Source organism: Rufibacter sediminis, assembly GCF_014269285.1.
Taxonomy (GTDB): domain Bacteria; phylum Bacteroidota; class Bacteroidia; order Cytophagales; family Hymenobacteraceae; genus Nibribacter; species Nibribacter sediminis.
Window position 1 is genome coordinate 317,395 of the sequence record NZ_JACOAF010000030.1, and the last position, 19,952, is coordinate 337,346.

The 19,952-nt window shown below is 52.3% G+C and carries 16 protein-coding genes and 1 pseudogene; 14 read left to right on the forward strand and 3 right to left on the reverse strand.

All coding sequences use genetic code 11. From position 1 onward, the window contains the following. Positions 1 to 29 precede the first annotated feature (29 nt). Positions 30 to 1,826 carry a BamA/TamA family outer membrane protein gene (locus H7U12_RS13380; protein ID WP_186638736.1) on the reverse strand — a complete coding sequence of 599 codons (1,797 nt, stop codon included), beginning with the start codon at positions 1,824 to 1,826 and terminating at the stop codon, positions 30 to 32. An 86-nt stretch (positions 1,827 to 1,912) separates the two neighbouring features. On the opposite strand from H7U12_RS13380, the gene hemW reads away from it, so the two are divergent. The 11 genes and pseudogenes from hemW (at position 1,913) to H7U12_RS13435 (ending at position 12,675) form a co-directional block, all read left to right on the forward strand. Further along, positions 1,913 to 3,052 carry a radical SAM family heme chaperone HemW gene (gene hemW / locus H7U12_RS13385; RefSeq protein ID WP_186638743.1) on the forward strand — a complete coding sequence of 380 codons (1,140 nt, stop codon included), beginning with the start codon at positions 1,913 to 1,915 and terminating at the stop codon, positions 3,050 to 3,052. A 216-nt stretch (positions 3,053 to 3,268) separates the two neighbouring features. Next, positions 3,269 to 3,925, forward strand: coding sequence for a hypothetical protein (locus H7U12_RS13390; RefSeq protein ID WP_186638744.1), 657 nt, complete (start codon positions 3,269 to 3,271; stop codon positions 3,923 to 3,925). A 263-nt stretch (positions 3,926 to 4,188) separates the two neighbouring features. Further along, positions 4,189 to 5,313: an MBL fold metallo-hydrolase gene (locus tag H7U12_RS13395; RefSeq protein WP_186638745.1), complete on the forward strand. Its 1,125-nt coding sequence runs from the start codon at positions 4,189 to 4,191 to the stop codon at positions 5,311 to 5,313. 325 nt (positions 5,314 to 5,638) lie between these two features. After that, complete coding sequence (locus tag H7U12_RS13400; protein ID WP_186638746.1) at positions 5,639 to 6,040, forward strand: hypothetical protein; 402 nt, start codon at positions 5,639 to 5,641, stop codon at positions 6,038 to 6,040. A 117-nt stretch (positions 6,041 to 6,157) separates the two neighbouring features. After that, positions 6,158 to 7,252 (forward strand): SGNH/GDSL hydrolase family protein, encoded by a 1,095-nt coding sequence (locus H7U12_RS13405; RefSeq protein ID WP_186638747.1) that lies wholly within the window; start codon positions 6,158 to 6,160, stop codon positions 7,250 to 7,252. Positions 7,253 to 7,286: 34 nt separating this feature from the next. Next, positions 7,287 to 8,006: pseudogene (locus H7U12_RS22670) on the forward strand (SIMPL domain-containing protein). Positions 8,007 to 8,016: 10 nt separating this feature from the next. Next, positions 8,017 to 8,589 carry a pentapeptide repeat-containing protein gene (locus H7U12_RS13415; protein WP_186638751.1) on the forward strand — a complete coding sequence of 191 codons (573 nt, stop codon included), beginning with the start codon at positions 8,017 to 8,019 and terminating at the stop codon, positions 8,587 to 8,589. Between the two features lie 93 nt (positions 8,590 to 8,682). Next, positions 8,683 to 9,546 (forward strand): LytR/AlgR family response regulator transcription factor, encoded by an 864-nt coding sequence (locus H7U12_RS13420; RefSeq protein WP_186638753.1) that lies wholly within the window; start codon positions 8,683 to 8,685, stop codon positions 9,544 to 9,546. 132 nt (positions 9,547 to 9,678) lie between these two features. Next, positions 9,679 to 11,007, forward strand: a complete 1,329-nt coding sequence (locus H7U12_RS13425) for a TraB/GumN family protein (RefSeq protein WP_186638755.1) — start codon at positions 9,679 to 9,681, stop codon at positions 11,005 to 11,007. 107 nt (positions 11,008 to 11,114) lie between these two features. Beyond that, entirely contained in the window at positions 11,115 to 11,798 is a 684-nt protein-coding gene (locus tag H7U12_RS13430) for a 2'-5' RNA ligase family protein (protein ID WP_186638757.1), read from the forward strand. A 64-nt stretch (positions 11,799 to 11,862) separates the two neighbouring features. Beyond that, positions 11,863 to 12,675 carry a cyclase family protein gene (locus tag H7U12_RS13435; RefSeq protein WP_186638759.1) on the forward strand — a complete coding sequence of 271 codons (813 nt, stop codon included), beginning with the start codon at positions 11,863 to 11,865 and terminating at the stop codon, positions 12,673 to 12,675. Between the two features lie 570 nt (positions 12,676 to 13,245). On the opposite strand, the gene rpmA is transcribed toward H7U12_RS13435, so the two are convergent. After that, entirely contained in the window at positions 13,246 to 13,542 is a 297-nt protein-coding gene (rpmA, locus tag H7U12_RS13440) for a 50S ribosomal protein L27 (protein ID WP_186638760.1), read from the reverse strand. Positions 13,543 to 13,613: 71 nt separating this feature from the next. After that, positions 13,614 to 13,922, reverse strand: a complete 309-nt coding sequence (rplU, locus tag H7U12_RS13445) for a 50S ribosomal protein L21 (RefSeq protein WP_186638763.1) — start codon at positions 13,920 to 13,922, stop codon at positions 13,614 to 13,616. A 1,111-nt stretch (positions 13,923 to 15,033) separates the two neighbouring features. Between rplU and H7U12_RS13450 the strand changes: the two genes are divergently transcribed. The 3 genes from H7U12_RS13450 to H7U12_RS13460 all read left to right on the forward strand — a co-directional run bounded on the left by H7U12_RS13450 (position 15,034) and on the right by H7U12_RS13460 (position 19,736). Then, on the forward strand, positions 15,034 to 15,993 hold the full coding sequence (locus tag H7U12_RS13450; protein WP_186638765.1) for a ribonucleoside-diphosphate reductase small subunit: 960 nt from the start codon (positions 15,034 to 15,036) through the stop codon (positions 15,991 to 15,993). A 196-nt stretch (positions 15,994 to 16,189) separates the two neighbouring features. Continuing rightward, positions 16,190 to 18,571, forward strand: coding sequence for a ribonucleoside-diphosphate reductase subunit alpha (locus H7U12_RS13455; RefSeq protein WP_186638767.1), 2,382 nt, complete (start codon positions 16,190 to 16,192; stop codon positions 18,569 to 18,571). Between the two features lie 166 nt (positions 18,572 to 18,737). Then, a complete protein-coding gene (locus H7U12_RS13460; protein WP_186638769.1) occupies positions 18,738 to 19,736 on the forward strand; it encodes a hypothetical protein in 999 nt (332 codons plus the stop codon). Positions 19,737 to 19,952 lie beyond the last annotated feature (216 nt).

Sequence of the window (19,952 nt, forward strand, 5' to 3'; positions counted from 1 at the left end):
TTCGCTCCAAATACTTTGTGAAAGTTTTTCTAAAAACGGCCCGTGATCCCGAAGTGAATCTTGCCTCTGGAGAGACTAAAACCCTCTTGCGAAGTCCTGCCAACAGAGTAAACTAGCTGAAACACACCGGCTCCCGTGGAAAAGCTGATGCCGCCGCCTACCCCGCTGGCCCACTGAATATTTTTTTCATTTTTCAGGTCGCGGCGCAGATATCCCTGGTCATACAGCAGGAAAACGTACGAATCCTGCCCCGTGTACTGCCGGTACTCCAGCGTGCTGATCCCGTAAGAAGACGCATAAAACGTGTAATCATCAAAGCCCCGCAGTGAAGCCAGCCCTCCTAACCGGAACAATTCATTCAGATACAGCCGCTGGTTAACCAATCCCTCCGCCCGGAGGCGAGTCAGTAGCACCCCGTTCTTGAAGAGGGGCCAATACCGCTCCAGCCGGGCGGCCAGGGAAAACTGGGTTGTTTTCAGCGGAATGGTGTCATAGTAACTGACCTCCACCTTGGCATTGCGCAAGACGCGCTTATTCCCCACCGCTCCCTGGAGGTACGCCTGTGCTCCCCGCCTCGGGAAGTACAGGTCATCCAAGTTGCCCCAGGCGTAGGCCAACCCGTACGAAGTGAAGTTGGCGTCAATGGCTGAAGAATCGGAGCGGCGCTGCCGCAAGGCTTCTGGCGAGAGCAGCTGCGAACTGACCACCTCGGCAAAGAACGTAACCCGGCTGGTGGTGGAGAGCGGATAGGCAATCTCCAGGCGCGGCCGCAGGTTCAGAAAGGACGTGTCCTGTTTGTACAGGTGAAACAAACCCGCTACCTCTAGGGGCGAGTTGAAAAAGTGTGGGTGCCGGTATTCCAGGTCCAGAATCTGGGAATTGCGTTCCACTTTGCGCCAGTGCAGCCCTATCTGCTTGCCGCTGCCCCGCAGGTTCCTGATCTGCAGGTTCACCTCACCGGTGATCAGCAGTTTGGCCGAGGAGGAGGAATTATCCGGCAGAAACCCGATGATGCCGTCAAACTGGTTCGCTTTTTTCTCGTCCAGGAAGAAATACACGCGGGCCTGGTTTTTGGCGAACAAGACCTGCGGCTCGGCCATGACGCGCACGAACGGCAACTGCCGGAGCGCGCGCATGGCGGCTTCTATCCGTTGCAGAGAATAGGGTTGGCCCGGGGCAATCTGGGCATAGCGATACAGAGTGCGCAACTGCATGCGGCTGGAGCCCACAATCTGTACCGAGTCAATCAGCATCAAGGGGCCCCGCACCACGCGCAGCACGCCACTCAATGAATCATTGTACAGGCGCAAAGAGTCAAGATGAACGGCCGCGTACGGAAACCCGCTGTTCTCGGCTTCGCGCAGCAAAGCCTGCTGCAGTTGGGCAAACTCCGCGGGCCTAAAAGGTCGGTTGTTGTAGAGTTTCTCCCGGAAGCCCACCTTCTCCAGCAATCCTTCGCCTACGTTGCCGTTCCGGAGCGATGCCCAGGTATAGGGCCGGCCCACGTACACCTGCACCCACAAAGAATCTTGCCGCTGGCGCACACTGTCCAGCGAGGCTGTAAGGTAGCCTTCTTTCTGCACGCGCGCCAGCCAGCCGCGCAGGTCCTGCCGGACACCCAGTGAATCGCGGACCAGGAGCTTGGGTTGCAGGCGCTGCCAGATCGCCACGGCCTCGGTGTCTGGGGACTGTACCTGAACCACCATTTTGCGGTCCTGCGCCTGCCCGGCGCCGCACCAAAGCAGCAAGGCCAGGAGTAGCCCCAGAAATGCGTACCTTTGCCGGACATTCTTTTGGTACAGACGGGAACTAGACCTCCTCTTCATTGTTTCTAAAGGTACGGCGCACGCTGCAAAGTTAACGCACCGCCGGTTTCATTTACATCTAACGCTTTCCCTAGCCCTATCCTATTTTGGCCGGAATTTATCTTCATATCCCTTTCTGCAAACAGGCCTGCCACTACTGCGATTTCCATTTCAGTACGTCCATGGGCCTGAAGGAGCAGGTCTTGCAAGCCATGCACCAGGAACTGGCCCTGCAACAGCAGTACCTGAGCGGAGAGGTCATCAACACCATTTACTTCGGGGGCGGCACGCCTTCCATCTTATCCGTAGCCGAGCTGAACGGCCTTTTGGAGGCGATTTACGCGAAACATACGGTAAACTCCAACGCCGAGATCACGCTGGAAGCCAACCCCGACGACCTTACCCTGGAGAAACTGCAGGCGCTGCGCCAAACCCGCATCAACCGCCTGAGCATTGGCGTGCAGTCGTTCCATGACCCGCATCTGCAACTCATGAACCGGCCGCATACCGCCACGGAGGCCGCCGCCTGCATTGGAATGGCGCAGGAACTGGGCTTTGACAACATCTCGCTGGACCTCATCTACGGCATCCCGGCCGAGGACCCGGCGCTCTGGGAGCAGGACCTGGCCAAAGCCTTCGCTTTAAACGTGCAGCACCTTTCCTGTTACGCGCTCACCATTGAACCCAACACCGTGTTTGGGAGCCGCGTGCGCAAGGGCAAGTTCTCCCCCGCCGATGAGGAGCGCGTGGCCCACCAGTTTGAGCTGCTCATGACCCAGGCCGCTGACCATGGTTTCCTGCATTATGAGATCTCCAACTTCTGCCAGCCGGGCTTTGAGAGCAAACACAACAGCAGCTACTGGAAACAGGTGCCGTACCTGGGCATCGGGCCTAGCGCGCACTCGTTCAACGGCGTGAGTCGCCAGTTCAACATCGCCCACAACCCCAAATACGTGCAGGCGCTGGAGGCCGGGCAATTGCCGTGTACCGTAGAGGAGCTTTCCGTGGAAGACCGGGTGAACGAGTACGTCATGACCACGCTGCGCACCAGCTGGGGCTGTGACACGGCTTTCATCCGGCAGAAATGGGGCATTGATCTGGTGGCGCTTCACGCGGTCTACCTGCAGAAGATTGCAGCCCAGGGCCTGTTGCGCCAGGAAGGCGACGTTCTCCTCTTAACCGAAGCGGGCAAACTCCTCGCCGACGAGATAGCGCTGGATTTGTTTCTCTTGGAAGAAGAGGCGTAAACGATGCGCCGGTGTTTCGGGCCTGTTTTCCAGAAAACAGGCCCGAAACACCGGTTTCTTTCCAAGGCAATCCACCTCAGGAAAACTCTTCGCGCCGATCACCGTTGAAATAATGTCCATCTTTGCCTGAATGAAAGCACACTCCTCCTGAAATCCATTATCCACGAAAACCATCTCCTTCCTTCCCTGAAAAAATCTCTTCTTTCCTATAAGCTATTGATTCTGCTCTTCTGCGGTTTTCTAACGGCCTCCTGCGGCGATGACGATGAAGAATCCCTGCCTTCTTTGTCCAACCAGCTGGAGTATTATGACATGATGTATGACCTGACGCTTGGGGCAACATTTGACGGAGGCCCTACTGGATTTTCCTCAAACGATACCCACTTTGGCCGGGTATTCCTGGTGACGGATGCAGATAACATAGGAGAGCGGGTGAACCTTGTTTTTGACACCTATTCCTTAGGCACCTCGGGTTTCAAAGCCGGCAGGTTTGACTACGGAAGCATTGCCGGCCTGACCAGCGCTCAGCGAAGCGCCGCCTACGGGAACAGGAGCTTCTTCGTTAATTCCTACCTGGTGGTTGATTTGAACGATGACGAGGAACTGGATAACAGCGAAGTAGTAATGATTACCGGAGGCACGGTTACCATCTCCGGCACGGCTCCCGAGTATACCTTGGAGTGCGACGTGGTACTGGAAAACGGACAAACCGTAAGAGCCCAGTACACCGGAGATTTCATTGACATCACCGATGACATCATTGATGAAGACGGCGTCAAGATGGACGAAGGTGATGCCAAAGCCAATAGAAGGGCAAAATCTGGCATTTCGCCTTTCCTCTTGAAAGCACCAAAATCACTTAAAGACGAATAAGTCCCGGCGGCGGCTCTCATCGCTTTGGGCGTAAAAGGCAAACTCCTGTTTTAGGGCTGTTTTCTGGAAAACAGCCCTAAAACAGGAGTTTGCCTTTTAGTTCCTATCTTTCGGCACCTCAGGCTGGCCTCTTTGTTTTAGCGGTTCTTTTGAGAAAACAGCCCTAAAACAGAAGGTTTTCGTTGACCGATCTTTTTTGGTGGGCTCCGTTTCCAAAACATTTCCCGGCGCAGGAGGTATTGGTCATAATCGCTTAATAGCCAATGAAAAAGTTTATGTATATCCTGCTCTCACTCATTGCCACCCTTGCGGTAGGCGGTATGTTGTTCATGGCATTTGCACCGCAGTTTGGGGCCGCCGCCCACGGGCAAAGCCTGGAGCGCATCCAGAAAGCCAAGAATTACAAAGACGGGAAGTTTCAGAACCTATCTCCCACGCCCATGATGGACGAGTCGCCCTTTCTGGACAAGGTGAAGATCTTCGCCAAATTCATTGGTGGCACGGAGGGAGCCACTCCGGCGGAGGAGCTGCCCATGGCGCCTCTAAAGAAAGAGGATTTCGCGGGCACGCCGGGCGCCGGGGTGAAGGTCACGTGGTTCGGGCACTCGGCGGTACTGCTGGAAGTGAACGGCAAACGCATCTTCGCGGACCCGATGCTGGGCCAAAGGGCCTCGCCGGTTTCTTTCATTGGGAGCAAACGGTTCAACGAGAAATTGCCCCTCGCCATTGAAGACCTGCCGCCGCTGGATGTGGTGCTTCTGTCGCACGACCACTATGACCACCTGGACCACGGCACCATCCTGAAACTGAAAGCCAAAACCCGCCATTTCATCGTACCGCTAGGCGTGGCCGCGCACCTGCAACGCTGGGGCGTGGACAGTAGCAAAATCACCGAGCTGAACTGGTGGGAAACCACCGATTTCGAGGGGCTATTCCTGGCGTCTACGCCCGCCCGCCACTTCTCGGGCCGGGGCCTCCGGGACCGTGACAAGACGCTGTGGTGCTCCTGGGTCCTGAAAAGCGGAAACCAGTCCATTTACTTCGGCGGCGACTCCGGTTATGACATACACTTCAAGCAGATTGGCGAGAAATACGGTCCCTTTGATCTCACCCTGCTGGAGTGCGGGCAGTACAACGAGGCCTGGAAGTTCATCCACATGATGCCGGAGCAAACCGCCCAGGCCCACCTGGACCTGAAAGGAAAAGTTTTGATGGCCACGCACTGGGGCGCTTTTTCGCTGGCCCTGCACCACTGGAAAGAACCTATTCAACGCCTGTCAAAAGCAGCACAGCAACAGAACATCCAACTGGTCACTCCCCTGATCGGGCAACGCTGGAGTCTGCAATCTAACCTGCCGCAAACCCAGTGGTGGCAGGGCGTGGAGTAGAAAGCCAGCCAGAAGGTAATTACATACGGGCAGTTGTTTACAAACTGATTTTTTCCCCGGAGAAGAGAACATTCTGTAGGGGCAATCCCTTGTGGTTGCCCTTTGCAGTTCCCAAACGTGTAAGGGCAACCACAAGGGATTGCCCCTACAAACACGACATTGCTTTTTATACTCGATCATCCCCTTGAAATCAGCTTGGGAAATGCTGCTGTAGTGTGGTGATGAATCGGCGAATTTCCTCAGAAGAGAGTAAGTTCTGTTTTGGGCCTGGTTTATGAAAATCGGCTGAAAAACGCATCTTCTTAGAAACTAATCTTCTAAGACTATGGAAACTCTCAGCAACCACCGCCCCAGCTTTCCCCACGCCTTCCGGCCCAGAAAATTCCAGGTTCCTTTTGCCTTCGGTTATGCTTTTCTGCTCCTGTGCTTCTTCTGCGGCGTTTTCTATCTTTCCAGACCTTCTATTCTGGCTGATCAGGCTCTAGGGGTAATCTCCCAGGAAGCTGCTTCTCCTGATTACTCAGCTTCCGCTCCCGCCATGAATGCAGAAGTCGTGTATCTGCGTGAGACAGAGGAGGCCCGCGGGGCGGATTCTTCCAATAGCCACCCAGTTGCTCGCACTACTGCTGATCTGGAACATCACCCTATGTTTGCTCCGCTGCAACAGCAGCTCCCAGATTCTATGCCGCTCATTTTCCGGCCAGAGGCGTGGCAGAATCGGAAATAAAACGCGTTTGGAGACAAAGGTGGAAACAGGTTTTTCTTTGCCGGCAGGCTTTGAAACGCAACGAGTTCTCAGCATCTTTGCCAGCACCTGTTTCTACCCTTCAACTCCTTTGACTTCATGCGTTCCAACGTTTTCCTCCGGCTGTCGGCGTTTCTTTTTGTAGTGCTTTGGTCTGGCTGCGTGAGCCAGAAAACCGTTTCTGTTACCCCAGTAGATGAACACGTGGCCTACATGGGCCGGGTGGGAAAACCATCGCCGGAAGCGGCGGAACTGTACTGGTCGGGCACGTCGGTGAAGATGAATTTTGAGGGCACTTCCGTGAAAGCACGCCTAAAAGATAACACGGGCAAGAGCTACTACAACGTGATCCTTGACGGAGACAGCATCTCCATGATCCAGCCAGACACGGCGGCGAAGTTTTACACGCTGGCGGCCCAGTTGCCGGCCGGCAAGCACACGGTAGAGCTGTTTAAACGCACCGAGTGGGACAAAGGCACCACTACTTTTTACGGCTTTGAAGTGGAAGGCAAAGGGAAACTCCTGCCGGTGGCGCCGCCGAAAACCCGCACCATTGAGTTCTACGGCAACTCCATCACGGCCGGGTACGCCGTGGAAGATTACTCGGGCAAAGACAACCCGGCAGGCCCCAACACGAACCACTACCTGAGCTACGCGGCCTTGACCTCGCGCTTCTTTGACGCCGAGCACACCTGCATCTGCAAAAGCGGCATCGGGATCACCGTGAGCTGGGAGGCCAACATCATGCCCGATATCTATGACCGCCTGAACCCGTCTGACCCAAGCAGCAAGTGGGATTTCTCGCAAAAGCAACCCGATGTGGTGGTGATCAACCTCTTCCAAAACGACTCCTGGATTGTGAACTTGCCCAACAATGACCAGTACAAACGCCGGTTCGGGAACACGAAACCTACCGAGGAGTTCCTGATCACGGCGTACCAGAACTTCGTGAAGAGCATCCGGGGCAAATACCCCAACGCGCACATCATTGCCATGCTGGGCAACATGGACATCACCCGCCCCGGATCGCCGTGGCCGGGCTACGTGGAGAAAGCCGTGGCCGGTCTGCAGGACGGGAAAATCTACACGCTGTTTGCGCCTTACAAAAACACACCCGGCCATCCGAGGGTAGAAGAGCAGCAGGCCATGGCTAATCAGCTTATCAAGTTCATGCAGGAGAAACTGAACTGGTAAGATTTAGCCTGTCACATTCTTTACCAACTTCCATATGAGAAACATTTTACTTGTCTTGTTTTTACTTCTTTCTTTTTCTGCAATTAGCCAGATAGATAAAAGGAACCCTACCATAGACGTGATCGGGAGTGCTAAAATCACGGTAAAACCAGATGTGGGCATCTTAATCATTGGGATAAGAGAAAACAACCTGAATTTCAGTGAGGCGATTACTGGCTTGAACAAGAAGACAAAAGATGTTACAAGCCAGATCGTCTCCATTGGCTTCAAAGAAGAGGACATTAAGACCACAAACTTTGAAATTGAGAAATATACCGTTTTTATAAAGGAGCAAGATATAGACAGTGGATATGTGGCTACCCAAAGCATCACCGTTGACTTCAAGAATAGTAAAGAAACCATTACCAGAATCCTGAACACATTTGCCAAAAGCAACACTGATTTCACCTTGAACTTTAATTTTAAGTTATCTGATGAATTAAGGGCATAGGTGCAGGATGAACTGATAAAACTCTCTATTGAAAACTCTAAGCATAAGGCGCACCTAATAGCCTCCTCCACAGGTGTGCGCTTAGGCAAAATCCTTGACATTGGGTACGGGAACAACTACTATGGCGGCATGCAGGAATTGGAAGATAAGGCGACGAGTAGGGTTATGGCGGGTGGAAATGCTATAGGAGAAGCCATGATTGGGTTTACACCTAATGATTTAGAGTTCATTGACCACGTGACAATCACTTGGTCAATAAAATAACGTAACCTCCATGCAAGAAACCCTGCACCAGAACAAGACCTTTGACCAGCTCAACTACACCGGCAAGGGTGTGGCCGGGCGTGAGTTTGAGAACTGCACCTTTACCAACTGCGATTTCTCCAATACCAACCTCTCCAACAACAGCTTCTCTGATTGCCGTTTTGAGGACTGTAACCTGGGCCTGGTGCAGTTCAGTTACACCAAGCTGCACGACGTGACCTTCACCAACTGCAAACTGGTGGGGGTGGACTTCAGCCAGTGCCATGATTTCCTGTTCATGGTGGCCTTCAACCGCTGCTCGCTGGATTACACCTACTTTGGCAAAAAGAGCCTCAAAAAGACCGTCTTCCAAAGCTGCAGCATCAAGGAAGCCAACTTCACCGATTCTGATTTAACCCAGGCCGCTTTCCTGGACTGCGACCTGACCCGCACCGTGTTCCAGCGCAGCAACCTGGAGAAAGCCGATTTTAGGACGGCTTACAACTATACCCTGGACCCGGAGGTGAACCGCATCAAAAAGGCGAAGTTCTCGGCGCAGGGCGCGCTGGGTTTGCTGGCCAAGTATGACATTGACGTGAAGTAAACAACCGGGTGGCGGGTTCAGCGGGAGAAGAAAATTTGAGTATATTTAGTACCCGCATTTTCACCAGGACAGATTCTTCCGCAGGCGAATTCTATGTTTTCTTTTTTACGGCAGCCGTACCCGCTGAGTGAGCTCACGCTTTCCAAATCCCTGCTCCACTCGGTGCTGTTTGGGGCCATCATCGCGTTCACGTTGATCGTGTTTCAGCCGTTTGGGTCCTATAACTGGCATCATCCGTCCAAGAACCCTATTCTGGCGGGCTATGGCGTAGTGGCGGCGGTCTCGGTTTTCCTCAATTTCTACGCTTTCCGGAGGATGCTGCCCTGGCTTTTCAGGGAACCAGCCTGGAGCGTGGGCAAGGAGATTGTCTGGAATTTGGCGCACTTCGGGACGGGAGGTTTTCTGTGCACCGTGTACGGCTCGCTGGCGGGCGTGATGCCGTTCAGCCTGGATCAGATCCTCTACATGTCATTTATAGCGTTCCTGATGGGGCTGGTGCCGGCTATCTTGCTGGTGATGATCAACTACGTGTATTTGTTGCAGAAGTACCGTCCGCTGGAACCCACCGGGAAAAAAGAAGCGCCCGCGCCGGAAGTTTCCCGCCCAGAAGAAAATGACCTGACGCTGCTAGCCGAAAATGGCAAAGATTCTCTCCGGCTCCTGGCCCGTGACCTGCTGTTCATTGAAGCCAGCGATAATTACTGCACCGTTTTCCACGTGGAAGACGGCAAGCTCCAGAAGGCGCTCCTCCGCAGCAGCCTGAGCCGGCTGGAAAATCAGATCACCCACCCCGCCATGTTGCGCTGCCACCGGTCGTACCTCGTGAACCTGAATCGGGTGCAGACGGTATCGGGCAACGCCCAGGGGTACAAGCTGCATTTCGAGGGCACCGATCAGCTGGTGCCGGTAGCCCGCTCGTATTCGGGACGGGTGCGCGAGACGTTTGTGGCCGTCTAATCGCCCCAAGCCCCCTTTCCATTCGCCCCAAAACCTGCTTGTAACCCCAAAGAAGCGGCATTTCGCCCCATGGTCCAGCGGCGTATTTTCCGGGCCTCTACTTTTGACGAAACAATACACACCTCCTTCGTCATGAAAAAGATCCTGAAAAGAATTGCCCTGTTCGTACTCCTCACCCCGGTGGTGTTACTGGTGTTGGCCTTTGTGGCGTATGGCATTTATGCGCTGCTGGCCGTGGGCGGCGAGAGCACTCCGCACCAGGCGTACCTGCAGAAACACAAGCAGGAAGTGAACCTGAACCAGCCCTCTCCCGCCTTCCCCATCTTTGACAGCGCCTTTTACCAGAAGCAGATTTTCTTTCTGGGCGAGGCCCACGGCACTGCCGCGCCCCAGGCGCTGGACTTCGCGTTACTGCAACACCTGAACCAGCGCGTGGGCCTGCGCCATTACTTAGCCGAGGTTGACTACAGCCAGGCATATTTCCTGAACGAGTACCTGCGCACCGGCGATGAGCGCCACCTGCAAACCGTCTTCCAGGTCTGGGCGAAACAGAATGCCCAATGGGGAAACCAGAACTTCTATGACAAACTCAAAAAGATTCGCGCCCTGAACCAGACCTTGCCCGAGGCGCGGCGCATCAGCATTCTGGGCGTGGACAAACTGCAGGACCTGAACACCACCCGCCTGTTCCTGAAAGCAGTTTTGGGGCGTTTTCCGGAAAACGGGCTGAAAGACTCCGCCTACGTGACACTGCAAAAAGTAGTATTCGCTGACACGCTGGACGAGGACGCCTTTACGGCCGCGGCCGGACAGTTCCTCTCCAGAGTATCGCCTGCTTCTTCCGGCACCAAGGGAGCGGCTGATCTTCACTTCGATTTACAGCACACCCTGGAGAACGTGGCCTACCTGAGTTCTAAAACCCGCCGGGACAGCGTGATGTACCTGAACCTGGTTTCGGTGACCAAGGCGCGGCATCTGGAGAAAGCCAAGCTGTACGGCATGTGGGGCTTGTTTCATACCTTACCCGTAGCGGTGGAGCGCGGCGTGCCGTTTGCCTATTATCTGCAGCAGGAAAACTCGCCGTATCGGGGCAAGACGGTTTCCATTGGCGTGTACACCCTTGACAGCGAGAATATGATGCCCGCCGCCGCGCTGCCTGCTTTCCTGAGTAAGGGCGAACGTTATGTGAACAGCGGCCTGGCCAACAACGACGGCCCAATGGTCTTTGTGCACGGCATCAAGGACCTGCGCGCCGCCAGCCGCGAGCACACGCTCACCTTGTTCAAAACCGATGCCCCGGATTCGCCTTACCGCACTTCTTCGCGGTTAGCCAGTTTCAAGGTGCTGTTCCCCAACCAGAGCATTGCGTTTGCCGGCGAGCACCCGCGCCTCACGCAGGTGTTCCGGTACGTGTGCCTCGTGCGCAACTCCCCGGCCCTCACTCCGCTGCCTCATTTGTAGCCTCCCCAGGGAGAAACGGCGAAAAGGAAACATATGCGCCGGTTGTTTCCTTTTTGCCGTTTTTGCCCTACTTTAGGCAAATAAGGGCCAAAACGGAGTTCCAGCTCATGAACTTACAAGACCACTATACCCAGTTATGGAAGCAATCCGAAAAGGAATTTGCCGCCGGAAACTATGAACTGGACCGGCTTCTCGGTTCTCCCCAGGACACCAGAAGAGGGCTGACGCTGGTGGCTCGCCCTACGCCGGCGGTCATCCAGGAAATCCAGAACCTGTTGCGTGATTTGGCTTCCCTGGAGCCGGAGCAGTACTACTACCCCGCCTCTGACCTTCACCTGACGGTGCTTTCCATCATCAACGGCTATCCTGGGTTCTCGCTGGACCTTATCCACTTGCCGTCTTACCTACTGCTTGTGCAGCAGGCGCTGGAGAACATCCCACCCTTGCAGATTTCCTTCTCCGGGATCACCGCTTCCACCTCGTGCGTGCTGGTGCAAGGCTTTCCTAAAAACGATTCTCTGGAACAGCTCCGGCAGAACCTGCGGGATATTTTCCGAAGATCTGGACTTCAGCAGACCATTGACCAGCGCTACACCATCGCTACGGCGCACAGCACCGTGGTGCGGTTCAGGAAGCCCTTGAAGAAGCCTGAGCGGTTTCTGCAGCAGCTCCGGGAATGCCGCAAGCGGGAATTCGGCACCTCGGTGATCTCCTCCCTGGAACTGACCTGCAATGACTGGTACCAGCGCCAGGGCGTTTCCCAGAAACTGGCCACCTTCCCGCTCACGTGATTTCCCTGCGGCATCTTCCCGTTTTTCGTGTATTTTCGGGAAAACAGGCCTAAAACCGCTGCGTATGCTTTCCTCTGCCACTCTCACCTTCTGGGACCGCGTTTACCGGTTCCATCCGCTTCAGCCGCTGGACATTTCCCTGCCGCTGGCCCCGGGTCCGGAGAACGTCAATTGCTTCTGGGCCGAGCCCGTGCAGGTAGAGACCATTACCGTAGGCGATTTTGTGGGCAGCGTGGCGCAGGGCGGCTCCACCAATTACCAGCGGGTGCACCTCACGCCGCACGGCAACGGCACCCATACCGAGTGCTACGGCCATATCTCGCCCGACCCCGCCGCTACCCTGGACCAGTGCCTGCCGCGTTTCCTGTTTGTGGCGCAGTTGATCTCAGTGGCTCCTCAGCAATTGGCCAACGGCGATTTTGTGGTGCTCGCCGAAGACGCCTTAGCCCAGTTGGATGTGGCAAACCTGCCCGAAGCCTTGGTGTTGCGCACCCTCCCTAACCCGGAAAGCAAACGCACCGCGCAGCACTCCGGCACCAATCCCACGTACCTAGAACCTGCCCTTGCTGAGTTTCTGGCCCAACACGGCGTAGAGCACCTGCTGCTGGATTTACCCTCGGTGGACCGCGAGGAAGACGGCGGGGCTTTGCTGGCGCACCGGGCGTTTTGGCAGTATCCGGAGCGTACCCGTACCCACGCCACCATCACAGAGTTGATTTTTGTGCCTGATGCGGTGGAAGACGGGTGGTATCTGCTGAATCTGCAAGTCACCAGCCTGGTGCTGGACGCGAGCCCGAGCAAGCCGGTGTTGTATTCGTTAACCCCGGTTGGTTCTTCTGCTGAAGGGAGCGTTTCTTTTGTAGAGGCGCCGCATTAACCTTTCTCCTTCTATTGCTGGTTGGTAGATGGTTATGCTGCTGGCGATGCGCTATCTTTCTGGTGACTTTTGCTGCACTTGTAGTCTGCTTGTTCTAGCGGAGGGCCGCTTCTTGGGTGGGTGCATGCGCTGAGTTGTTGCATGGTTTCCCTCCGTGCGCTCACGGCCGCGAGGCCCCGCCTTCCCGCCTCGCGCTGTGTTTTAGCCTTGGCCAGCAGGCCTGCCGCATGCGCGGCACCAGGTCTAAAACAAGGCGCTCCACGGAAAGGCTGGAAAAGGGAAAAGTCATCAGATATTGACCTCTGATACCGTAGAGACAAGGCATGCCTTGTCTCTACCACGCATTGCTTTCTTTTTCAGAAACGTATTCCCCTTCTCAAAGGCTGGGCGTTCCATTTCACACTCCAACACCGCCAACTCAAAAGACCTTGTAGTGTCTTCAGACCTACGAGTGTCTACGCCAGCCCTTCTAACTTTGGAAGAGTGCCCGAAGTAAGCCTTAAAACAAAGAAGGCTGCCTGGTAGGGCAGCCTTCTTGAAATCCTTGATCGGCGGAAGCCGAGGGTATGCTTAGGCAGTAGCTTCTTCAGAAGAAGTAGCGGCAACCGGAGCGTCTACTGGCAGAACAGAAACGAAAGAACGGTTCTTCACGCCTTTTTTGAAAGACACGACACCGTCTGTCAAAGCGAACAACGTGTGGTCTTTCCCGATACCTACGTTAGCACCTGGGTGGTGCGCAGTACCGCGCTGACGCACGATGATGTTACCAGCGTTGATGGCTTGGCCACCGAAGATTTTCACGCCTAAGCGCTTGGAATGTGATTCGCGGCCGTTGTTAGAACTACCGACACCTTTTTTGTGAGCCATTTCTAGTCTATTTTAATCTGAGGACAAATCCCCAGAATAGGTTCTACAATAATTTTCCTTTACCTCAAAAATTAACCAATGGTGTTGATCAACACTTTGGTGTACTGTTGGCGGTGACCGTTTTTCTTCTTGTAGCCTTTTCTTCTTTTCTTCTTGAAGACGATCACTTTGTCACCTTTGGCGTGTCCCTGGATGGTGCCAGTTACTTTTACTCCGTCTACAAAGGGAGCACCAACAGTTAAAGATCCGTTGTCATCAGTTAAAAGAACATTGGCGAACTCTACGGCGTCACCTTCATTGCCGGAAAGCTTGTTAGTGTAGAAGAACTTACCGCTCTCTACTTTCGTCTGGATACCAGCGATTTCTACAATTGCGTACATCAGCTTACGATATTTTTAAAAAAATTGAACCGCAAAAGTACGGACAGTCAAGCTAATATCCAAACAAGTCGCTTTTATTTTAGCCTGATTTCGGCCGGTAGTTTGCTGGTTTAAAGGAGGTTGTGAGTTATCCCCGGACATGTGGATAACTACCGTGGATAAACCAAACCCATACTGATGCTCAAGCAGTTACACGTGGATAAAGACAAAATAATAGACAGCCGCTCAGAAAAGGCGGCTACCGGAAGGCCAAGAAGAGAGACTTAAACCGGATCTTTTATCGGTAGAAAGACAGATGAAAGTACCTCGTGCCGCAGTTAAAGTCAAGAGAAACAACACATTTGTTTCCACACCCTCTCTCAACACCCGTTTCTGAACCTTGACTCACCAAACCGCCCTCTCAACCTACCCCAGCAAACCGAACCGTTCCAACTCCCTTAACCGGACTTTGCTCCAATCTCTCGATCACTGATTCAGTCACCCCGTTCAGATTGTTCTCACCAAGGTCGCACGGAGATGACACCAAGCTACCACTTGGCCTCTCATCCTCTTACATAACAGACCTGAACGCACATCCACCTGGGCAGCAGCTAAGGAACACACTTGCACTGCCTGGATTCTCTTTCCTCCAGAGCAGACCATCCCCTGATCAAAACCTTTACCACAAAGCGGGAATCGCACTTCTTCAAGGCAGCTTCCCGCTTGTTTTAAGCCTGTTTTAGCTAAAACATCCGTAAAGCAGACACCCGGTTCAAAGCACTTCTGCATCGTCTGCAAGACTGCCTCCCGTCCCTTTCCAAAGCCAGTTGCTATCCTTCAAGAAACCACCTGATCTGCTATAGAGCAAACACTATATTTCAGGTTTCTAATTTTGATAATATTTTATCTGATTGATTTACAGTTAGTTATAATGTGGATAACCGCTGTATAAGAAATGGAAAAGTTTGACTTCACGAATCGGGCAAACAACGTAATTGTCCCTATATTTGAAATCTCAAGCCGGGACAACTGACTCTAAACACAGACGTTCATACACTGCCCGGCCCAAGAAAATAGCGCCTTTCCGGTGTTATCACCTTTAATAAAGTAAGAGCAAGAAACCGTTTAGTCTATGGAGCCTTTATTGCAAGAAAACCCGAACCGCTTTGTCCTTTTCCCCATCCAGAACGATGCCGTTTGGCAGATGTACAAGAAAGCAGAGGCTAGCTTTTGGACGGCCGAGGAGATTGACCTCACCCCAGACCTGAAAGACTGGGAGAGGCTGAACGACGGCGAGCGCCACTTCATCTCGCACGTGCTGGCGTTCTTCGCGGCCTCAGACGGGATTGTGAACGAGAACCTGGCTATCAACTTCATGCAAGAGGTGCAGTTGCCAGAGGCCCGTTGCTTTTATGGGTTCCAGATCATGATGGAGAACATCCACTCAGAGACCTATTCTTTGCTGATTGACACTTATATTAAAGATCCGCAGGAGAAAGACCGTCTGTTCAACGCGCTGGAGACCGTAGACTGCGTGAAGAGAAAAGGCGAGTGGGCCCTGAAATGGATCAACTCTGAGAACTTCACTGAGCGCCTGATTGCGTTTGCCGCCGTAGAAGGCATTTTCTTCTCCGGTTCTTTCTGCTCTATCTTCTGGATGAAGAAACGCGGCCTGATGCCCGGCCTGACCTTCTCCAACGAGTTAATCTCCCGTGACGAAGGACTGCACTGCGACTTCGCCTGCTTGCTGTACTCCATGTTGCAGAACAAGTTACCCGAGGAGCGCGTACAAACCATCATCCGCGACGCGGTGAGCATTGAGCAGGAGTTTGTGACCGATGCGCTGCCCGTGGATCTCATAGGGATGAATGCAAAACTGATGAACCAATACATCGAGTTTGTGGCCGACCGCCTACTGGTTTCCTTAGGCTGCGGCAAAATCTACAATTCCACCAATCCATTTGACTTCATGGAGTTGATCTCCCTGCAAGGCAAAACCAACTTCTTTGAGAAACGTGTGGCTGAGTATCAGAAATCGGGCGTGATGAGCGACCGTGACTCCAACGTGTTCTCTCTGGACGAGGACTTTTAATCTATCTATCACCCCTAGACAGCCCTAAAGCGCTTTGGGGTTGTTTCTCTAAAAACAGGCCAAAAACGCCCGGCAACCGGCCGGTGAGGTTGAGCCATCACAAAATCCAATACAAGAAAATCCTCAGGTGCCCTAAGGCGCAGGGGAGAGAAATATCCGGGTGGTACTCCATCCATCACCTATTTAGTGTAAGCGTATGTTAGTTGTAAAAAGAGACGGCCGCAGGGAATCGGTCAAGTTTGATAAAATCACGGCCCGCATAGAGAAACTGTGCTATGGCCTGAACATGTCGTTTGTAAGCCCTATAGAGGTGGCCAAAAAGGTGATTGACGGTATTTACGATGGCGTGACCACCGTAGAACTGGACAACCTGGCGGCGGAGACCTCGGCTTCGATGACCACCAAGCACCCCGACTACGCCATTCTGGCGGCGCGTATTGCTATCTCCAGCTTGCACAAGGTGACGCAGAAATCGTTCTTCAACACCATGAAGCAGCTCTACACCTATGAAGATCCAAAAACGGGTGAGAACGCTTCTCTGATTGCGAAAGATGTTTTTGACATCGTGAAGAAACACGCGGCCCTGCTGGACTCCAGCATCATCTATGACCGTGACTACAACTATGACTACTTCGGGTACAAGACCCTGGAGCGCTCGTACCTGCTGCGCCTGCACGGCAAGGTAGTGGAGCGTCCGCAGCACATGCTCATGCGGGTAGCGGTGGGTATTCACAAAGAAGACATTGAATCAGCCATTGAGACCTACAACCTCATGTCTGAGAAGTGGTTCACGCACGCCACGCCTACCTTGTTCAACGCCGGTACGCCTAAGCCGCAGCTGTCCAGCTGCTTCCTGCTCACCATGAAAGAGGACAGTATACCAGGCATCTATGACACCCTGAAGAACTGCGCCCTGATTTCGCAGAGCGCGGGCGGTATTGGCCTGGCGGCGCACAACATCCGGGCTACCGGTTCTTACATCAAAGGCACCAACGGTACGTCTAACGGCCTGGTACCAATGCTGAAAGTGTTCAACGATACGGCCCGTTACGTAGACCAGGGCGGCGGAAAGCGTAAAGGCGCGTTCGCGATTTATCTGGAGCCGTGGCACGCCGATATCTTTGAATTCCTGGATCTGCGCAAGAACCACGGCAAGGAAGAGATGCGGACCCGCGACCTGTTCCTGGCCCTCTGGACCCCAGACTTGTTCATGAAGCGCGTAGAGGCGAACGGCGACTGGAGCCTGATGTGCCCTAACGAGTGCCCGGGCTTATCTGAGACCTGGGGCAAGGACTTTGAGCGTCTGTATGAGAAATACGAGAAAGAAGGCCGCGCCCGCAAGACCGTGAAAGCACAGGAACTGTGGTTCGCAATCTTAGAAGCGCAAACTGAGACCGGTACGCCGTACATGCTGTTCAAGGACCACGCCAACGGCAAGTCCAACCAGCAGAACCTGGGTACTATCAAGAGCTCCAACCTGTGTACTGAGATCATTGAGTACACTGATGCCGATGAGATTGCTGTGTGTAACCTGGCGTCTCTGGCCCTGCCGCGCTACATCAAAGAAGAGAAAGGCGTTAAAACCTTTGACCACCAGAAACTCTACGAGGTAACGTACACGGTGACCAAGAACCTGAACAAGGTAATTGACATCAACTATTACCCGGTACCAGAAGCGAAGAAGTCCAACATGCGTCACCGCCCTATCGGGTTGGGCGTACAGGGTCTGGCCGATGCGTTCCTGCAACTGCGCATGCCGTTTGAAAGCGCCGAAGCCGCCCGCCTGAACAAGGAGATTTTCGAGACCATTTACTTTGCGGCCATGACGGCTTCTAAGGATCTGGCCAAGAAGAACGGACCATATGAGACGTTTGAAGGCTCACCCATCAGCCGGGGTATCTTCCAGTTTGACATGTGGGGCGTTACGCCAGACAGCGGCCGTTGGGACTGGGAAGCGCTGAGACAAGAAGTAGTAGAGCACGGCGTACGCAACTCTTTGTTAGTAGCGCCTATGCCAACGGCTTCTACCTCGCAGATTCTGGGCAACAACGAAGGATTTGAGCCTTACACTTCTAACATCTATGTACGCCGCGTGTTGAGCGGGGAGTTCATGGTAGTGAACAAGCACCTCTTGAATGACCTGATCGCGCTGGGTCTGTGGAACGACCAAATGAAGAATGCCATCATCGCGGCCAACGGCTCGGTGCAGGGCATCACCAACATTCCGCAGAACATCAAAGACCTGTACAAGACGGTGTGGGAAATCAGCCAGCGGACCATCATTGACATGTCGGCCGACCGCGGTGCCTACATCTGCCAGAGCCAAAGCCTGAACCTGCACGTGTCTAACGTAAACTTCGGGAAGTTGACCTCTATGCACTTCCACAGCTGGAAGCGCGGCCTGAAAACCGGTATGTACTACCTGCGCACCAAAGCCGCCGCCGATGCCATTAAGTTCACCGTGGAGAAACAAGCCGCCGAAACCCTGGCGCCCATGTACACCGCCGTTGAGCAGAACCTAAGCGACATGGCCTGTAGCCTGGATAACCCAGACGCTTGCGAGGCTTGCGGTAGCTAAGAACTACTTTTGCTAATAAATAGAAAAAGGAGGCCCGAAACGGTCTCCTTTTTTGTTTGAACTGAAAAAAACATTAAATTCAAAAGAATTGATAGTCAGGCGAATGGGTTGAAGTTCAACCAAAAGCTATATTTAAATAAGACATAATAATTGTAATTTCAAGCCTATGGACTTTTCTACCAAATTAAAATATGGGTATAAGGAAATAGTTGCTTTGCCCAAGTTTGAAGAAGATATAATAAGACTTTGTTCAAACATGGCAAACAAAACAGTTGAGATTCATGGGAAAGATTCTGTTAAAAATGAATTAGATAGCGATGAGCTTATCAATGAAGATTTAAATAACTTAATTACTTACCAAATAGAAATCGGTGGGCTAAAGCTTTTGAAAGACTATGATTTAATCATTGACAATGAATACGTTTTATCCAAAAGAGCAGCAGCTATTGCATTTAGTATTGCATTCCATTTAGCCAATTGTTATAAAGAAATCGGCGCAAGGACAAGGCCTACACCTTGTATTTACAATAATGATGCATTGGAGATTCTTGCGGAAAGAATTGTGAAGCATTGTTACGATTTACATATAAATTATCGTGTAGAATTTTCTACACTCAGGTTTTCTGATATTGATGGCTTAGTGAGTTTTTATATTGGGGATATAGTTTATAATAATTCAGAAATGGGATTTAAAGATTTTTTTAAAAAAAAGAGTATCCAAGATAGGGCTAATGACATAGCACTTCAAATTGAAAAGAAGTTTAATACTAAGGTAATTAAATGCGGGGCTTTTGACAACACAAAAGAGCAATTCAATTCATTAGCATTTAATATGGTTAAACCTTCGAATGCGGAAAACCTATTCTTTTTCCTCTTGCCAGTAGATGATGAAAAGAATTTAATCACAAAAAATTACATTGAAAATTACAGACAACTAAATGATTCAAGCTTATTTAGCTTGAACGGCAAACTTGCTGCCTTTGAATTTCAAAAGAATTTAATTAAATCCACTCAAGTTAAAGCCTTTTTACAAGCAGAGACAGGAAAAACAGTCTATGATTCTGGCTCTATGGACATAAGTGCTTACAAAGGCAATGAAAATGAGTTGGTTGGAATTCATGATATTGAAGATGCCAAATATCTTTTCTTTAGGTTCTATAGTTGAGTTCTTTTCAAAAGTATTCAAGTCCTTCGATTTTTTGCCATTGTTGGTGTTTTCACCAACAATCTAAACTGCGGTTCTTATAACAGCCGTAATTCCGCTTGCTGGTGATAACACCAGCAAGGGCGAAGCAGAGATAGCTTCTGGCTTTCTGTTTTCTGCCTAAAATCGTAAAAACAGGCTAAAAGCAGCAAAGAGCTATATCTTTAGCGAACAGCA

Bases quoted from the DNA above. Each gene is read 5' to 3' on its own strand.
- H7U12_RS13380 (WP_186638736.1), bottom strand. From the start codon at position 1,826: ATGAAGAGGAGGTCTAGTTCCCGTCTGTACCAAAAGAATGTCCGGCAA.
- H7U12_RS13395 (WP_186638745.1), top strand. From the start codon at position 4,189: ATGAAAAAGTTTATGTATATCCTGCTCTCACTCATTGCCACCCTTGCG.
- H7U12_RS13400 (WP_186638746.1), top strand. From the start codon at position 5,639: ATGGAAACTCTCAGCAACCACCGCCCCAGCTTTCCCCACGCCTTCCGG.
- H7U12_RS13405 (WP_186638747.1), top strand. From the start codon at position 6,158: ATGCGTTCCAACGTTTTCCTCCGGCTGTCGGCGTTTCTTTTTGTAGTG.
- H7U12_RS13415 (WP_186638751.1), top strand. From the start codon at position 8,017: ATGCAAGAAACCCTGCACCAGAACAAGACCTTTGACCAGCTCAACTAC.
- H7U12_RS13420 (WP_186638753.1), top strand. From the start codon at position 8,683: ATGTTTTCTTTTTTACGGCAGCCGTACCCGCTGAGTGAGCTCACGCTT.
- H7U12_RS13425 (WP_186638755.1), top strand. From the start codon at position 9,679: ATGAAAAAGATCCTGAAAAGAATTGCCCTGTTCGTACTCCTCACCCCG.
- H7U12_RS13430 (WP_186638757.1), top strand. From the start codon at position 11,115: ATGAACTTACAAGACCACTATACCCAGTTATGGAAGCAATCCGAAAAG.
- H7U12_RS13435 (WP_186638759.1), top strand. From the start codon at position 11,863: ATGCTTTCCTCTGCCACTCTCACCTTCTGGGACCGCGTTTACCGGTTC.
- rpmA (WP_186638760.1), bottom strand. From the start codon at position 13,542: ATGGCTCACAAAAAAGGTGTCGGTAGTTCTAACAACGGCCGCGAATCA.
- rplU (WP_186638763.1), bottom strand. From the start codon at position 13,922: ATGTACGCAATTGTAGAAATCGCTGGTATCCAGACGAAAGTAGAGAGC.
- H7U12_RS13450 (WP_186638765.1), top strand. From the start codon at position 15,034: ATGGAGCCTTTATTGCAAGAAAACCCGAACCGCTTTGTCCTTTTCCCC.
- H7U12_RS13455 (WP_186638767.1), top strand. From the start codon at position 16,190: ATGTTAGTTGTAAAAAGAGACGGCCGCAGGGAATCGGTCAAGTTTGAT.
- H7U12_RS13460 (WP_186638769.1), top strand. From the start codon at position 18,738: ATGGACTTTTCTACCAAATTAAAATATGGGTATAAGGAAATAGTTGCT.